This is a genomic window from Streptomyces sp. NPDC048417 (assembly GCF_040651615.1).
In the GTDB taxonomy this organism is placed as follows: Bacteria; Actinomycetota; Actinomycetes; order Streptomycetales; family Streptomycetaceae; genus Streptomyces.
Genome location: NZ_JBEZKI010000041.1, coordinates 1 through 15,694, shown reverse-complemented (window position 1 = coordinate 15,694; position 15,694 = coordinate 1). Strand labels below are relative to the sequence as shown.

Below are 15,694 nucleotides of genomic sequence, written 5' to 3'. Positions count from 1 at the left end.
TGTCGAGCTGTCGTTGGTGGGCCGGCCGAACAAGGGGCGGTTCATGTCGGGTCCTGACCAGGCCTGTCGGCCGGAGAGGCGGCGGAGACAGGCCGTCGAAGCAACCAGTGTCAAACACGATCGAACAAACCCGATCGGGACGCGAGGACCATAAATCCAACCAGTGGCCTCCTGTCAAGACCCTTCGCTCCATGCGTCATACAGGCAATGCGCGCGGAAGGAGCGGCGGGAAGATGCGACGCCCGAACTCTTGACGCACGACCTCCCGAGCCGTAGACATTGACCGCGCGGTCATACAGCTGACCTAGCGATACTCCAGGCATCCGGTCATCGGGAGACGTCATGGCACGAGTGGTGGGACTGGGCGCAGGCCCTGGTTTGCCGCGCAGTGAGGACGTGGCCCGCGTGGCAGGGGTGTCACGCAAGACGGTGTCGAGGGTCCTCAACGGTGAGCCGCATGTCTCCGCCGACGTGCGCCGACGCGTGCTCGAAGCCGCTGAGAAGCTCGGTTACCGGCTGAACAACGCGGCCCGAATGTTGGCTTCTGGTCGAACCCGCTCCATCGGCGTGGTCACACTCGGGACCGCCGGATACGGCGTCGCCTCGCTGCTCGTAAGCATCGAGCGAGCCGTTCGGGACGCCGGATACGCCCTGCGGGTGGTCAGCACCCTGGAAGGCGACGAGCGGGGCATCGCCGGCGCCGTGGGCTCACTGCTCGAACAGGGCGTGGACGGCATCGTCATCTCCGAGCCGGTGGACGAGGGAGAAGTCGCCCTCCGCGTCGACGTACCGGTCCTCTTCCTCGGTGCGCCACCGGTCTTCACCGCCTCCCGGACCGTGACCGCGGGGGTCGGCTCCGACCTCCTGGCCCGGGCCGCGACCGAGCATCTGCTGGATCTGGGGCATGCGACGGTCCATCACCTCGCCGGTCCTCAGCAGTGGTACGCCGCCAAGGACCGTCTCGCGGGATGGCGGGCGGTACTGGAGGAAAGGGGCAGGAGCGCCCCGCCGGTCATTGAGGGCGACTGGTCGGCCGCCTCCGGATACGCGGCGGGCCGCGAGCTGGCCGCCGATCCCACCGTGACCGCGGTATTCGCGGCGGGCGACGACATGGCCATCGGCCTGATCCACGCGCTGCTGGAAGCCGGCCGGCGCGTGCCGGACGACGTCAGCGTCGTCGGCTTCGACGACAACCCCGTCTTCGCCTACGTGACTCCGCCGCTGACCACCGTGCGCCAGCCCTTCGACGCCGCGGCGAAGGAAGGACTCAGGCTTCTCGTGCATGCCATCGAGAAGCCCGACGACGACCTTCCGCCGGCGAGCACCCCACCGGTCGAGCTCGTCGTCCGCTCCTCGACGGCGGCGCCCGCGCCGCTTCGCCAGGAGCCGACGGCGCGCCACATCACCTGAGCACCCCTCTACTCCGACACCCTCCCCGGAGAAGCTCAAGAGGCATACTCCGGCAACGGCCGACCAGGACCGGTAGGCCGCAGGACCCGTCGCCGTACACCGCACGCCTGTACCTGTCGCCGACATCAGTCGTCGCCGACGGTCGTCTCACCCATGCGCATGCCTACGTCCACCGGCATGTCGTCGTACGTCATCCGTGCCCCCTCCGGCCGGCGTACCCAAGAGCCACCCGCCGCTGCCGTTCCGGGACGTTCCGGAAGCGGCGGGCACCAACACCCATCTCTGCACCGCATGTCGGGAGCCGTACATGTCCATCACACCGGAAGGCGCCAGACAACGCGCCGTCCCCCGTCCCCACCCCGCCACCGTCCTCCTCATGCTGCTCTCGCTGATCGCGGCTGCCATCACGCTCCTCGTCCCCGCCGCCGGCAAGGCGCACGCCCTCTCCCGCGCCTCGCAGACGTTGGCCGCCCCGCTGGCCAACGCCCCCTCCCCGGGGACGCTGTACCCGCGCGCCATGCGAATGAAGTACAGCGGGGCGTCCAACGGCACCATGCTCGCCACGTACGAGCAGTGGACCTCGGGCACCCCGGTGCTCCCGATCTATCGCAGCACCGACAACGGCAACACCTGGACCCAGATCTCCAGCGTCACCGACACCCAGAACGGCTGGGGGATGCGCTGGGAGCCGGACCTGTACGAACTGCCCACCGCGATCGGCAACTTCCCCGCCGGAACCATCATGGCCACGGGCGCCTCGGTGCCCAGTGACCGGTCGGCGATCAAGATCGACATGTACGCCAGCACCGACCACGGTCTGACCTGGACCTTCGTCAGCAACATCGCCACCGGCGGCGAGGCCATCAGCGACAACGGCCACACCCCGGTGTGGGAGCCGTTCCTGATGGTCTCTGGCAACAAGCTCATCGCCTACTACTCCGACCAGCGCGACCCCGCCCACGGCCAGAAAATCGTGCACCAGGTCACCACGGACGGCGTCAACTGGGGCCCGGTCGTCGATGACGTGGCAGTGCCCACGTACAGCAGCCGCCCCGGCATGCCCACCGTCGCGAGGCTGCCCAACGGCAACTACGTCATGACGTACGAGTACGGCGGCGCCCCCGAGGGCAACTTCGCCGTCTACTACAAGATCTCCGCCGACCCGGAGGCCTTCGGCGCCGTCACCGGCACGGCCCTGAACTCCGGTGGGGTGCCCACCAGTTCGCCATTCATCACCTGGCTTCCCACCGGCGGTGCCAACGGCACCCTGGTGGTCAGCGCGAACAGCACGTCCGATCTGTTCCTCAACACCCAGAACGGTGCCGCGGGCGCCTGGACGCGCATCCCCTCCAACGTGGCTGCCGGTTACAGCCGGGGCATGCTCCCGCTCGCGGACGGGCACAGCCTGGAGGTCTTCAGCGGAGGACGGCTGCGCAGCACGGGCGTCAACTCGGTCACCTACAGCACCATCGACCTGGGCGGCGGCATCTCGGACGGAGCCACCTACACTGCCTCCAACGCCAACAGCAACCTGAAGCTCACCATCGCCGGCGGCTCCACCACCAACGGCACCTACGCAACCCAGCAGAACACCGACAACGCCACCGACCAGCAGTGGCGCTTCGACCAACAGGCATCCGGCTACTTCAAGATCGTCAACGTCGCCAGCGGCAAGGTCCTGGGCGTGGAGAACCAGTCCGCCGCCAACGGCGCCAAGATCCTGCAGTGGAGTGACAACGGCAGCACCGACCACGACTGGGCCGTAGCACCCAACCCGGCAGGCGGCTTCACGATCACCAACCGGGTCAACGGCAAGGCCCTCGAAATCCCCGGCGCCTCCACCACCGCCGGCGCCACGGCGGACCAGAGCACCGACACAGCCTCCGCCACCCAGCGGTGGAACCTCACCCAGATCGCCCCACCGAACCTCGCCACCGGCCAGTACGTCTTGGTCAACAAGAACAGCGGCAAGTACCTCGACATACCCGCCGCCTCCACCACCGCGGGCACGGCGGCCCAGCAGTGGCAGAACAGCGCCTGTGCATGCCAGTTGTGGAGCTTCCAGTCCCAGACCGGCGGTGCGTGGACGGTCACCAATGTCAACAGCGGGCTGAAACTCGACATCAACAACGGCTCCACCACCGTCGGTGCGGCCATCGTCCAGAACGCCGCCACCAGCGGTGCCTCCCAGAAGTGGACCCTGACCGACGCGGGCGGCGGCTACTACAAGGTCGCCAACACGAACAGCGGCCTGCTGGCCGGTGTCGCCGGGTCCTCCACCGCGAACGGCGGGGCCGTCGTCCAGTGGACCGACGTCAGTGTGAACGACCAGCTCTGGAAGATCGTCCGGGTCAACTGACCGTCTGAGAAGGGGCTTTCTACCGGTCAACAGCAAGAAGGCAGGGCCTCCAGGCCGCTCGGGGTACCCCCGAGCACCAGGAGGCCCTGTCGCCACCGCTCAACACGATCCGCAGGGCGTCGTACCCCGGCGGCATGGTCACGTCGGCCCCCCACGATCGCCCACCAGATTTCGGTTATGCCGTGCGTGCCCGTCCCCTCTTCTAGATGACGATGCACCGCCGGTGATGCTGCGAGAGAGCCGATGCGCACAGTAGACATGCCCGACACCGAAACCATCACGGCTGCCCAGGACGGAGACCAGCACGCACTCGACCAACTGGTCGCGGGCTCCATGCCGTTCGTCTACAACGTCGTCGGACGGGCGCTCGGCGGCCACCTCGATGTGGACGACGTGGTCCAGGACACCATGATCAGCATGGTCTCCGGCCTCGACGGCCTGCGCGAGGCGGAACTCTTCCGCTCCTGGCTGGTCGCGATCGCGATGCAGAAGGTTCGCGAACGGTGGCGCGGACAGCAGAACCGTCCCGCTCCCGGGTTTCTCGACGAGGTGCTCGAAGCACAGGATCCGAGCGCCGACTTCGTCGAGGCGACCATCCTCCGGCTGGGCCTGTCGGGCCAGCGCCGCGAGGTCACCGAGGCGACCCGCTGGCTCGATCCCGCCGAACGTGAACTGCTCTCGGTGTGGTGGCTTGAGGCGTCCGGCCAGTTCACCAGAGCCGAACTCGCCACCGCACTCGAACTGACTCCGCAGCACACCGCGGTGCGGGTGCAGCGGCTCAGGGAACGCCTTGAGTCGGCCCGAATCGTCGTCCGCGCGCTCGGCGCCGTCTCCCGTTGCCCCGACCTGGCCCAGCTCACCGAGGGCTGGGACGGCATACCGGCCGGGCTGTGGCGTAAGCGAATCGCCCGGCACGTCCGCGCCTGCGCCACTTGCGGCGCGCTCGGGCAGGATCTGGTACCCGCCGAAAGACTGCTCGCGGGGCTCGCGCTGGTACCCGTATCGGCAGGCCTTGGTACGACCGCGCTGCTCTACCAGCTCGGCGCGGCTCACACCGCTGCAGCCACGGGCGCTGCCGCACCTCACGCCGTGGGCCTGGCCAGTACCCGGCTCGCGGACGTCGTCCACTACCTGATGGCGAAGCCCGCGGCGGCACTCACGGCCGGCGCGGTGGTGGTGAGCGGAGGAGCGCTCACCGGATACGCCGTACTGCACTCACCGCCGCCCCGGCACAACGCCGTCGCCACCCTGCCGACGCCGGTAAGCACGAGCCAGACCACCGCCGGGCCCACGGCGATCCCGAACGTGTCGACAGTCCCGAGCAGCCCCGTCTACGGCCAGAACATCGACCACGCGGAGAGCGCCCCGAACCCCGACACCCCACCGGGGAAACTGCCGACGCGTCCCCAGACCGCCCCGGTCGCCATGTCGGGTACGTACGGCAACCGGCATCCCGGCGCGACCGGGGAGATGTACGTCCTCAACCACCGCGGCGACAACCTGCGGATCAGCGGGCGCGGTTACTTCTTCGTACGGTGGCAGGTGACGGTCTTCCCGGGCGGCATCGCGATGCCGACCTGGACCGGACTGACCGGCAAGCTGTTCCACGTGGCATCCGGCGGCGGTCGCCGGATGGACGACCTGCAACCGGGCACCACCGATGAGCACACCTGGCTGGGGAACCGTCCCCTGGGCTACGCCACGCTGCCGGCCGGCGCGCAGCAGATGTGGCAGAACGAGTACTACTACGTCGACGGCACGGTCACGCTGAATCTCAACCAGAGCGGCCTCAAGTACGCCCTGATCGTCGCCTCCTGCAGCCGGCAGCACATCAACGACGAGATCGGTCAGGCCCCTTCGGACAATCCGGCCCTCGGCTACGTCCGGTACGGCATCGTCAGGGACACCGGCGACGACGGTGCTCCGGTGCCGCAGTACCTCACTCGAAGCGCCCCGGCCGACCCGCTCGCGGTGCCCCAGCTCTCCAGGCTTCCCTGAAACGGCGCCGGGGCACCACCACGGTGACCGGCTAGCGGGTGAAGGTCAGGGTCCCGAAGCCGAGTTGGTCGAAGCCGCCGCTGTTGGGGCCGTAGTCCCCGCCGCCGCCCTCGGCGCGGGTCTTCTGGGCGAAGGCTGCCACGTGGGGCGCGGACAGGCCTCTGCGCTTGACGTAGTGGTTGTAGACCAGCTCCCACTCCGGGCGTTCGGCGCCCCGGCTCGCCGGGGAAACACCGGGCTGGGTCTGGCGGGCACCGGACCGGCCCGTGCCCCAGGTGTAGGCGGTGTAGGGGACGTCCTGGCCGAGGTTGTACCTGGCGACGTACTCGGCGCCCTTGAGGAAGCGATTGTCGTCGTAGCCGTACAGGTCGTAGCCCTGGTTCCAGGCCATCTCGCAGAAGCTTCCCATCAGCGCGATGCCGAGCGTGGCATGGCCCTGGTCGCGGCCCGACTCCTGCCACTGGCCGAGGCCGCCTGGATAGACGAAGGGGACGGCGTGCTTGATGGAGCCGTTGCCGGCGCCTTCCTTGAAGTAGGTGACGGCCTGCTCGACCTTGGCACGGTCGTCGCAGAAGATGCCGATGGCGAGGACCGAGGCCATGTTGCACAGGTCCCAGTTCGCCCAGTAATTGGTGATGTAGGCGTCGTTGTGCGTGGTGAGGAAGCGATCGTTCATCGGGTAGAAGATGGTGAGCAGCATCTTCTTGAAGCGGGCCACATCGAAGCCGTCGTACCCACGCATGATCTCGGCGGCGTTGGCGAACTGGTAGCCGTAGATCCCCGCCGCCAGGAAACGGTCGGCGTTGCCGTTGAGGTTGATCAGGGCCGCGGACCAGGCGTTGAGGATGTCCCGGGCGGCGTCGCCGTGGGCCCTCTCGCCGGTGACCTTCCAGCGCAGCGCGTTCTGGTAGGCGGCGTGAATGTCGTTGTAGAGCGTCACATAGTTCTGCCCGGCACCGCCCCGGATCACGGTGGGCATCGCGCGCGGGGACCAGGTGCTCTGGGAATGCCGGTTCGCCACCAGCCGGTCATAGCCAGCCTTCCAAGGCTGGGCGCCTGCCTTCACCTTCGCCGCCATGCGGGCGAAGTCGGCCTCTGTGTGCAACAGCCCCGGGTGAGCGAACCCCGAGGTGGGCCGCGCGGTCGCCGTGCCGACCGCACCGCCGGTGGGCGACGGCGTCGGACTGCAGTCCGCCAGCGCCGCGTTCGCGCTGCCGCCGGCGAACGTGGCCCCTCCGACGACACCTGCCGTACCCGCAACGGCTATTCCGGCAATCCCCAGCATGCCGCGGCGGCTGATGCGGTGCTTATTCTGCTGACTCACCACGAGTCCTCTCTCCCTGTGTGCCGAATTCCGTCCGGCACACAGGAGATGTGGTGCGTCGGCGCGCCATAACAGGAACTGGGGCCGAGTTTCGGCATCACCCGTGTCCTGGATCGTTCTGGTGATGCCTTCCGGAGATCACCAGGGCAGTGCCGCGGCCGCGGCCGGGGCGCCGTCGCCCCAGAACCGACCGCTCGGGCCGTCGCGGGCGCCTTCGACATCGCCGACGATGCCCGCGTTGTTGACCAGGACGTCGAGCCGCCCGTACTCGGCGTCCACCCGGTCGGCCGCTCGCTGGACGGACGCGTCGTCGGTGACGTCAATGTGGAGGAGCCGGGCGTGGACGCCGCCCTCGCGCAGGGCCAGCGCGGCCTTCTGCCCGAGTTCCTCGTTCCGCGCGCCGACGAGCACGGTCATCCCGCGCTCAGCGTGTACTCCAGTTGCTGTCCGGGCCGGCTGATCGTTCCCACGGTGCCGGACGCGGACAGCGCTCCCGCCGTAACGGGGCTGGACAGCCACAGTGTCACGGCACCGCTGCCGGCGGACTGCGGCTCCAGCAGCAGGGTGTAGGCCGTTCCCGGTGTCACCGGATGGAGATGAATGGCCTGGGTGGTGTTCTGGACCACCGACGTCACGAAGTGCCGCTGCCCCCGGCCGGCCCGATCAGGTTGATGTAGGTGGTCTGGTTCACGGTGTTGCCGCTCAGCCCGACGCCGATGAAATCAGCGGACGGGTCGGTGAATTGAGCGCGGATGCGCTGGCCCGGTCGGGCGGCGGTGGCAGTGGCGGAGTTTCCGTCGACGCTCACGTTCACGGGCACATCGGCCGACAGGGTCATCTTGAGGCTGCCCAGCGCGCCCTGGTAGGTCCAGGACCACCGTGTAGGTGCCGGCCTCGGCAAGGTCCGATAACCCCTTGGTCAGCGCGCTGCCAGCGGACACGACGGCCGAGGTGACGACCTTGGCACCGGAGGGAGCGACGACATCCACGGAGGCCGTGGTGGTGAACGTGTTGACCGTGAAGCCGAGCGACAGATCGTCTCCCGCAGACGCGCTGAAGGTTGCCTCCGCGTTCTGCCCGAGGCGGGTCACATTCGCGGGCGCTGAGGCTCCGGTCGTCGTGAGCTGTCCGACGGCCGCCCCGCGGGACAGGGTGGTGACCACCGTTCCCGGTCCGGTGACACCCGCAGCCGATAGTACCGCTCTGCGGAAGGGCAGCGCTGTCCCATTCCGCTGTGCTGCTGGCCGAGAGGTTGAAGCTGTCCACCCTCGTGCCGTCGGGCGCGTACACGGTGCAGGTGACGTAGGAGGTGAAGGCCGTTGAGGTGACGCCGAGCGAGACCTTCTGGCCCGCGGTCGCGGAAGTCATGGGCTCCCAGACGAACACCACGACGAAGGCCATGCGCACCTACGCGCAGGCCGGCGCCCCACGGTGATCCGCTACACCTCAAGCGCCACCTCCGCCCACACCCTCGCCGCCCAGATCACCAACACCCAAGGCACGGGCACGGTCCAGATCAAACTGGCGTCGGGGATGGCGATCTCCTCCCGGTCCTACGACGCGTGGGGCAACCTGCGAGGTGACCTGGCCGGAGCGGCAGCCTGGGCCGGCTCGCACACGTACATCGGCGGCGACGACGAATCAAGCACCGGCCTGATCCATCTCGGCGCGAGGGACTACGACCCTGTCTTGGGCCGATTCACGACCATCGACCCCGTCATGGATTTCGGCGACCTCCTCCAACTGGGCGGCTACGCCTACGCAGACAACAGCCCGGTGACGAAGGAAGACCCGAACGGCCAGTTCTGGGGATGGTCCCAGATCAGGCACGCGGCATGGTCGGCGACCAAGACCGTCGCACACGTGGCGTACGAATACTCCCGCATCGCAGACATCGTCAGCTGCGCCACCAACCCCTCCCTCGGCTCCTGCCTGATGGCGGCGGCGACGATTGTGATCACGGTCGCGACCTTCGGCGAGGGCGGCCTGGCCCTGGCCGCCGCGAGAGGCGGCATGCGCTTCGGCGGCGGAGTCCTGGCGCGGGGCGCCGAACAAGCAGCGGTGATGACCGCTGAGAAGACGGTTGTGAACACGGCCGCGAAAGCGGTCGAGAAGAAGGTCGTGAAAACCGCCGAGGAAAAGGCGGCCAAGGCGGTCGAGAAGAAGACTGCCAAGGCCTCCGATGAAGGTGAGGACGCCGCCGAATCCTCCGGCAAGTGCAACAGCTTCACGCCGGGCACGAAGGTCCTCCTCGCCAGCGGTAAGACGAGAGCCATCAAGGACCTGAAACCGGGCGACAAGGTGAAGTCCACGGACCCGGTGCTCGGCGGGCTCGGTGTCCAAACAGTCACAGCCACCATCAAGGGCCACGGCACCAAGCACCTCGTCCGCCTGACACTCGCCAACGGGAAGTCCGTCACAGCAACCGACGGCCACCCGACCTGGCTCCCGAAGCAGCACCGATGGGCGAAGGCCAAGGAACTCCGACCGGGCGACTTGCTGCAGACCTCCGCCGGCACATACATCCAGCTCACCGCAGTGAGGGCGTGGGCACAGACCGCGACGGTCAACAACCTGACTGTCTCTAGCACGCACACGTACTATGTGCTGGCGGGGGCTGCGGCAGTCCTGGTCCACAACTGCGATGGAAGTAACGTCGGCGGGACGCACGGCAGCCTGAAGCCGGCGAATCAGCCGGGTTTCAATGGCCCCCAAGAGATCAATCACATGCCGCAAGACGCCTCAACCGGAAGTGCCATCTCGTACGGCAAGGGACCGGCAATCCGGTTGGACAAGGTGGACCATCGGCAGGTCTGGTCGACGGGGCAGGGCAGTCGCCCAGAACCCAAAGCGTGGAAGATGATGCAGACGGATCTCGTAAACTCCGGCCGCATCGATGAAGCTATGATGAATGACATTAATGACATCGTTACGTGCTTCCCTGGAAATTACAACAATGCCATCGGCGATACGATTGGCGGTCTAGCCGGAAATGAGCAGTACCAAGCACTGCGTGGCATACCCCAACAAGTTCACGTGCAATTGACCCTGTGGTAGGCCACCGCAGGAACCGTCCTGGAGGCGTTCATGGTAATCGATCTCGACCCTCCCCGGGGGTTTGGCAACCTACAGATCGGCATGTCGATCGAAGCTGCCGAGCAGGCCCTTAGGGAGCTGCCTGGGTTCGTGCCCCCTGCCGTGGGGGAGGTCAGGAACAAGGGATTCGCTCACTATGACTCCCAGCTGTCCATTTCTCTTGATTTCGATCCCCAGGGAGTAGTGAGCGCCATTGAACTGTTCCGCCCTGACAGAGGCGTTCGGATTATTTTCCGCGACCTTTCTCTTTTCGAGGAACCTGCCGACGTCGTCATCTCTAGGCTATCTGAAATGTTCCAGCTCGAAATCGAAGACGATGGCTTGAATGTTGTGATCCCAGATGTCTTCATCGGGCTTTGGAGAAGGACACTTCCCGAAATCTCTGGGGATGAAGACGGGCGATACTTCGAGTCGGTTCTTATTGCTGCGCCTGGGTACGGAGCATAGGCCATAGCTCCCACACAGTTCGAACATGGCTGTGATGTCTCAGTTGCGTGCGGTGTTCGGCGGGGACGGTGGCGAGCCAGCGGATGCCCGCCCACACCTCGGCCGCCAGCACGCGCAGCTGTCCGGCAGTGGTGGCCCGACGGCGTTCCTTCGCCAGCCGCCGCGGGTAAGGGCGGCACTGTGCCTTCTTCGCGGCGGCGGTTCAGATTGCGGTGTCTGGTGTGCCGTTCTGTTCCTCCCATCTCAGTTCGATGGTGATGGTGCCCCGGACCTCTTCATCGTGATCTTGGGCAAGCGTGTCGAGGGCACGCCGGGCCGCGTCGTCCTCGCGCCACCCGCCGTACAGCGCGACGCCCGCTCGGGTACGGACGTGGGGGCTCGGGTCGTCGACGCGCTGCAGGACGGCATCGCGTGCCACGGCGTCCCCCGCCCACCCCTCCTGGAGCATGTCCACGGCGTGAGCGCGGAAGTGTGCGGCACGTGCGGCTGCGTCTTGCTGGGGGCCGGGGCCCGGATCCGGCGCGTCGGGATCGGCAGACAGAGCGTGCAGCACATCGGCGTAGGGCCCGGTGGACAGAGCGTTCAATACAGCAGCGTCGTCGGTTTCCGACAGGCGGATCACCGAGTCGCGGGCTCCGGGGTCGCCATGCCAGTTATCGCCGACCTCTGCTTGGGCCCGGTTAAATGTCTGTCCTTCGGGCGTGAGTCTCAGAACGGTTGTGCGCGCCAGGGGATCGTGTAGCCAGTGGGCAAGGATGCCGGCCAGGGCCGTCGTCGTGGTCGGCAATCTCGTGTCGTAGTCGACGACGATACCCACAAGGGCGTCACGGGTTTGAGGGTCGTCAAGCCAGTGCGCCAAAAGTCCCAGGACTGCTCGGTGCCGCACGTCAGGGTGCTGTCCGGGGTCGGGGTCAAGCGCAAGTTCCAGCAGTACATCGCGCGCGGCGTGCGTCTGCGGCCACAGGGCGGACAGCTTCCCGGCGGCCGTCAATCGCGTCTTGGGGTTCGAGTCCTGGGCAAGGCCCAGAAGAACAGTGCGGGCTTGGCCGTCCTGCCAACCGGTCCTAAAGACACTGTGCATGGCGACTTCCCGAATGGACGGATGCTCGTCCTGAGCCAGCAGGGCGAGCGTGTCACGCGCGGCCTGCTCCTCCCACCAGCAAGCGCCCAGATGCGCGGCGGTATCTTCCCGTACTGCTGGGGTGGGGTCGCATGCCAGCCTCAGGAGCGCGGCACGGGTGTCCGGATGCGCGGGCCAGCGCTCCACGAGGGTGTGCAGAGCGGTCCTGCGGCTGTCCGGGTGGGACAGCCGGGTGGCCGCTACGAGCACGAGACGCTCGTCGTCCGGTGCGAGTGGCTGTGACTCGCCCAAGACCGCTCGCAGGTGAGTTCGGTGGTGTCCATGCGCAGGCCAGCGAGGTCCTGGCTGCGGCCCAGGCGGAGCGGCCAGGCTGGCCGGCGCAGGATGCCGCGCCACCGGTCGGGCTGGTCGGTGATCCAGACCGTGAGGGTGGTGAAGGCCAGGAACTCCCGCTCTTTCGGTACCGGTGTGGTGGGCCGGCCTTTGGCGTCGAGGGGGTGGTAGGTCTCCAGGTCGACGCCGCGGCCGCGGGCGTGGAAGGCCATGGCGAACCGGAAGGTTTCGGGGATGTGCTGCCAGCCGCCGGCCGCGGCGGCGAGCATGCCGCCGACCGTGGACGGCGGCGGGCAGGGTAGCTGCACCTGCACGCCGGAGTACAGGGGATTGCGGAAGCTGGCGACCGGGGCCGTGAAGGTGGCTTCGAGCGCGGTGACGGTTGTTGCGGCGGTCATGCCTTGGCGTCCTCGAACCAGTCGTCGTGGGAACCGTCTTCGATCTCCTGGGCCAGGGTGTGCAGGATGGTGCGCGGATGGTCGATCGCCACGGTGCCGGCGGTGATCAGCTCGGCGAGGTCGTGGCGGGCGCGGTCGCGCTGGTCACCGAGGAAGCCGGGCGCCCACCCGATCCGTACCGCTCCGTCGAGTTCGTCGCGCCAGGCGGTGATCTCTTCGGCCAGGGTGTCGGCGGCGAAGGCGGGCTTGCCGTCCTTGCTGGTCAGGACGCGGGTGAAGGGGTTGACGCCGCCCTTGAGGGGGGCGAGGAGGATGAAGGCCGGGGTGCGGTCTCCGTAGTGGGAGGCGGGCTTGGCGCCGCCCCGCAGAACGGCGAGTGCGCGCAGTACCAGGGCGGCGCGGCGGCGTCGCTCGGTGATGTCCAGGACCAGGGCCGCAACTCCGCGGAAGGTGGCTGCGGTGGCACCCTTTGCGGTGGCTTCCTCGGCGGCCTGGGGGTGCAGGGCGATGCGGATGCCCTGTCCGTCGGTCTCGAAGGTGCCGATGCGGGGGAGGTCGAGGTTGAGGTCGCCGGTGCAGACGGCGGTGTAGAACTCGTGCTCGTGGATGAGGGGACTATCGTCGGCGGCGAACCCGCGGGTCATGGTGCCGAAATCGGAGGTGGGCCGCTGGGGGGTGACGCTGACGAACGTGCCGGTCGCAAGGACGGTGTCGCGCTGGCAGGAGCTGTCCGATCCCTTGACGGCGACCATGTAGCCGAACAGGTCGTCGTCCGCGTACAGGTCGGGGCGGCCCTTGGTGTAGGCCTGCTGCTTCTTGCCCTTGCCCTCGCGCAGGACGGGGGAGACCGGCTCGTTGGCGGGGAAGCTGTCGCGCAGCCAGCGGCGCACGGCCTGGGGTGAGATGTAGGGGTAGGTGTCCCGGCCGACCTGCATCTTCTTGACGACGCCGACGTTGTCCTGGCCGCGGCCGTTGTTGGGGGCGCCGGCCTGGATGTCGAGCGCGAGCTTTCCTGCAAGGTGCGTCACGGGGCGATTCCTTCCTCAAGGGCTTCGGTGTCGGCGGGGTCGATGGCGTCGGGGTCGAAGCCCTCGACGATCGTCTTGGCGTCTTTGGGCTGCCAGCCGCGGCGGTGCAGTTCCGCCAGAACGGATGTGAGCAGGTACTGCCGGAAGAACCAGGCGTTGCCGTCCTGGCTGGGGGAGAACAACAGCTCGAACCCGCGCTCGGTGATCAGCGGAGCGCCGTCCTCCGGGCGGGCCAGGACCCATTCGACGCCGTGGCGCTGCAGCCAGCTGCGCAGGTCCGCGCCGCGGCCGGTGCGGAACAGGGCGTGAAAGCCGGTGAGCTTGCCCCCCGGTGTCATCGGGCTTGAACAGGGCGGCGACGCGCTGTGCGGTCGCACGGATCTCAGCGAGATCCTTCTCTTCCATGTGCATCACCTCGTGCAGGTAGGAGCCGGCCAGTTCGGCAACGGCCGGCGACTCGGGCGCAGGCCGGCCACAGGCCTCGGTCCGGGCGGTCAGGTAGGAGGCGAGTACGCCGGGGATGCTCTCGGGGCGGTGGAACACTCGCCAGGCCAGGTTCTGCGCACCGCTGTTCTTGTCGGTGCGCAAGGAGCGCAGCAGGCACGCGAACCCGGTCCGCCGATCGGGCAGCCGCGTCGTGGTGCGCAGCCACTCGGCGAGCGGCTGGTCAACGGCATGCGAGGTGAGGACCTGGTCCTGGTTGTTGTTGGTGAACACCAGCAGCTCCACGCCTGCTGTGACGCGGTGCTCGTAGCCGCGCAGCGCCGCCAGCACGGCAACGTCGGCCTGCGGGCTGGCTGGCTTCGCACCGAGCGTGATCAGCAGCCCGTTGCGCTGTACCTGTCGGTCGACGGTGTGCGCTGCGAAACGTTCGTCCCAGGTGTGCACGACCGTACTCGGGCCCCCCGTCAGCTGGCTGCCGAACGGCACCGAGTGGAAGGAACACACGCACGGCCAGCACAGCGCGAGACCCGCGTGCCCGCGCGGCGTGCTGTTGCGATAGGCGACCGACTCGGCCAGCACGACGTCGCTCTTGCCGTAGAACCCGACCGCCACTGCCCCGCACAGCACGCATCCCGTCCCCGGCCAAGTCTGCGGTGCGGGGATGGTGCGCCAGGCCCGGACGGCCTCGGTGACCTCCGCGTCGGAGAGCTTCTTGTTCCGCGGGTGGTTCATCTTGCTGTTCGGCCACAAGCTGTACGAACACTTCAGGAGAAACCCGGCCTCCGCCTTGGTATCCCTCACGAGAGCGGCCCGCACAGCAGCAGCGGTCACCTTCTCGGCGGCCGCCTCAAACAGGGGGCCAGCCACCATGTCGGGATGCCGGGCACCGGCGAACGCCGCCAAGGCGAACGCCCCGACCCTCTGCAACGGATGAGGCGTCAGCCGCAGCGACACCTGCTCGGCAGGAATCCCGGTCATGCGGTCACCCACCCGAACCCGGCCCCAGTCTGCTGACCCAACCCCGCAGACCACAAAGCAGACAGCGCTCCGGCGCCCCCGCGAACCTCGACCTCCACCGGCGCCCCCGTCCGATGACCAGAACGCCCCTGACCGGCCACCCGAAAGGAACGGCGCACGCCCACCCACGTAATCCCCTCGACAGAGAGGTCCGCGGCGTGCCCGAACGTCTCGGCCCGACGGTTCAGATTGCGCTCCAGCGCCACCGGATACGCCGGATCCTCTGGTAGCAACGCCCGTACAGCGGTGTGCTCGGAGTCGGGCTCGGGCTGCCGGTACTCGGACAGATGCACAGGGCTCGCCGTGCGCAGCCGGGCCCGGCCGACGGCGAAGCTGGGCGGCTGCTGGACGGTGACACTGCTGACCTGCAAGGCGACCCCGCCCCAGTCCAGCAGCGAGCGGGCCGGGTCCATGAAGGCCAGGGCCAGAGCCTGTACGAACTCCGGCAGCGGACTGCCGAACTCCAGATAGCCACTCCCGCCCGCCGCATACTTCCCGCGAACCCGCCGTGCGCTCGGGAACATGGGCGCGCTGTACCCGAACGGGGCCATCCCGTACGGCCCCCATCCGTTCTCATGGATCTTCTCCGCGAGATCGGGCGCAGTCCGACGAAGCGCGTCGTACACGATGCCTCGCCCGGGAGCGAGGACGTTCTCCCATGGGATCTCCGTAAGTTGTTAGGTGGCCCGGGAGGGCCGGATGTGGCTTATGGGGTCTTGCCTTCAGTGGCTTCTCAGGAGTGGCCGTCCGGCTCTCCGG

Annotated in this window: 15 protein-coding genes; 6 read left to right on the top strand and 9 right to left on the bottom strand. The window is 68.0% G+C overall.

Going from position 1 to position 15,694, the window contains the following annotated elements; genetic code table 11:
- Positions 1–342: 342 nt before the first annotated feature.
- From AB0D59_RS43960 to AB0D59_RS43950, 3 genes are all read left to right on the top strand, one after another.
- Positions 343–1,410 (top strand): LacI family DNA-binding transcriptional regulator, encoded by a 1,068-nt coding sequence (locus tag AB0D59_RS43960; RefSeq protein WP_362577069.1) that lies wholly within the window; start codon positions 343–345, stop codon positions 1,408–1,410.
- 307 nt (positions 1,411–1,717) lie between these two features.
- Complete coding sequence (locus tag AB0D59_RS43955; protein ID WP_362577068.1) at positions 1,718–3,769, top strand: RICIN domain-containing protein; 2,052 nt, start codon at positions 1,718–1,720, stop codon at positions 3,767–3,769.
- A gap of 258 nt (positions 3,770–4,027) precedes the next feature.
- Positions 4,028–5,767, top strand: a complete 1,740-nt coding sequence (locus AB0D59_RS43950; protein WP_362577066.1) for a sigma-70 family RNA polymerase sigma factor — start codon at positions 4,028–4,030, stop codon at positions 5,765–5,767.
- A gap of 31 nt (positions 5,768–5,798) precedes the next feature.
- Here AB0D59_RS43950 and AB0D59_RS43945 read toward each other — a convergent pair whose 3' ends face one another.
- From AB0D59_RS43945 to AB0D59_RS43930, 4 genes are all read right to left on the bottom strand, one after another.
- Positions 5,799–7,052: an alginate lyase family protein gene (locus tag AB0D59_RS43945; RefSeq protein WP_362577167.1), complete on the bottom strand. Its 1,254-nt coding sequence runs from the start codon at positions 7,050–7,052 to the stop codon at positions 5,799–5,801.
- 177 nt (positions 7,053–7,229) lie between these two features.
- The gene (locus AB0D59_RS43940; RefSeq protein ID WP_362577064.1) at positions 7,230–7,508 is read right to left on the bottom strand and encodes an SDR family NAD(P)-dependent oxidoreductase; all 279 of its coding nucleotides are present in this window, start codon (positions 7,506–7,508) and stop codon (positions 7,230–7,232) included.
- Complete coding sequence (locus tag AB0D59_RS43935) at positions 7,505–7,726, bottom strand: hypothetical protein (protein WP_362577062.1); 222 nt, start codon at positions 7,724–7,726, stop codon at positions 7,505–7,507. Before AB0D59_RS43935 ends, AB0D59_RS43940 begins: the two co-directional genes overlap by 4 nt.
- Positions 7,723–7,929 carry a hypothetical protein gene (locus AB0D59_RS43930; protein WP_362577060.1) on the bottom strand — a complete coding sequence of 69 codons (207 nt, stop codon included), beginning with the start codon at positions 7,927–7,929 and terminating at the stop codon, positions 7,723–7,725. Before AB0D59_RS43930 ends, AB0D59_RS43935 begins: the two co-directional genes overlap by 4 nt.
- Before the next feature lie 471 nt (positions 7,930–8,400).
- On the opposite strand from AB0D59_RS43930, the gene AB0D59_RS43925 reads away from it, so the two are divergent.
- Genes AB0D59_RS43925 through AB0D59_RS43915 form a run of 3 tightly spaced genes read left to right on the top strand, consistent with a single transcriptional unit; the run spans position 8,401 to position 10,634 of the window.
- Complete coding sequence (locus AB0D59_RS43925; protein ID WP_362577058.1) at positions 8,401–8,526, top strand: hypothetical protein; 126 nt, start codon at positions 8,401–8,403, stop codon at positions 8,524–8,526.
- Positions 8,523–10,148, top strand: coding sequence for an RHS repeat-associated core domain-containing protein (locus tag AB0D59_RS43920; RefSeq protein WP_362577056.1), 1,626 nt, complete (start codon positions 8,523–8,525; stop codon positions 10,146–10,148). Before AB0D59_RS43925 ends, AB0D59_RS43920 begins: the two co-directional genes overlap by 4 nt.
- A 30-nt stretch (positions 10,149–10,178) precedes the next feature.
- A complete protein-coding gene (locus AB0D59_RS43915) occupies positions 10,179–10,634 on the top strand; it encodes a hypothetical protein (protein WP_362577054.1) in 456 nt (151 codons plus the stop codon).
- A gap of 202 nt (positions 10,635–10,836) precedes the next feature.
- Here the strand turns inward: AB0D59_RS43915 and AB0D59_RS43910 are convergent, their stop codons facing one another.
- The 5 genes from AB0D59_RS43910 to AB0D59_RS43890 are packed head-to-tail and all read right to left on the bottom strand — an operon-like array spanning position 10,837 to position 15,459.
- The gene (locus tag AB0D59_RS43910) at positions 10,837–11,901 is read right to left on the bottom strand and encodes a HEAT repeat domain-containing protein (RefSeq protein WP_362577052.1); all 1,065 of its coding nucleotides are present in this window, start codon (positions 11,899–11,901) and stop codon (positions 10,837–10,839) included.
- Positions 11,902–11,954: 53 nt separating this feature from the next.
- The gene (gene cas5, locus AB0D59_RS43905; protein ID WP_362577050.1) at positions 11,955–12,446 is read right to left on the bottom strand and encodes a CRISPR-associated protein Cas5; all 492 of its coding nucleotides are present in this window, start codon (positions 12,444–12,446) and stop codon (positions 11,955–11,957) included.
- Complete coding sequence (gene cas7i / locus AB0D59_RS43900; RefSeq protein WP_362577048.1) at positions 12,443–13,474, bottom strand: type I-B CRISPR-associated protein Cas7/Cst2/DevR; 1,032 nt, start codon at positions 13,472–13,474, stop codon at positions 12,443–12,445. Before cas7i ends, cas5 begins: the two co-directional genes overlap by 4 nt.
- Before the next feature lie 15 nt (positions 13,475–13,489).
- On the bottom strand, positions 13,490–14,896 hold the full coding sequence (locus AB0D59_RS43895; protein ID WP_362577046.1) for a hypothetical protein: 1,407 nt from the start codon (positions 14,894–14,896) through the stop codon (positions 13,490–13,492).
- Positions 14,893–15,459 carry a CRISPR-associated endoribonuclease Cas6 gene (locus tag AB0D59_RS43890; protein WP_362577044.1) on the bottom strand — a complete coding sequence of 189 codons (567 nt, stop codon included), beginning with the start codon at positions 15,457–15,459 and terminating at the stop codon, positions 14,893–14,895. Before AB0D59_RS43890 ends, AB0D59_RS43895 begins: the two co-directional genes overlap by 4 nt.
- Between the last annotated feature and the right edge of the window lie 235 nt (positions 15,460–15,694).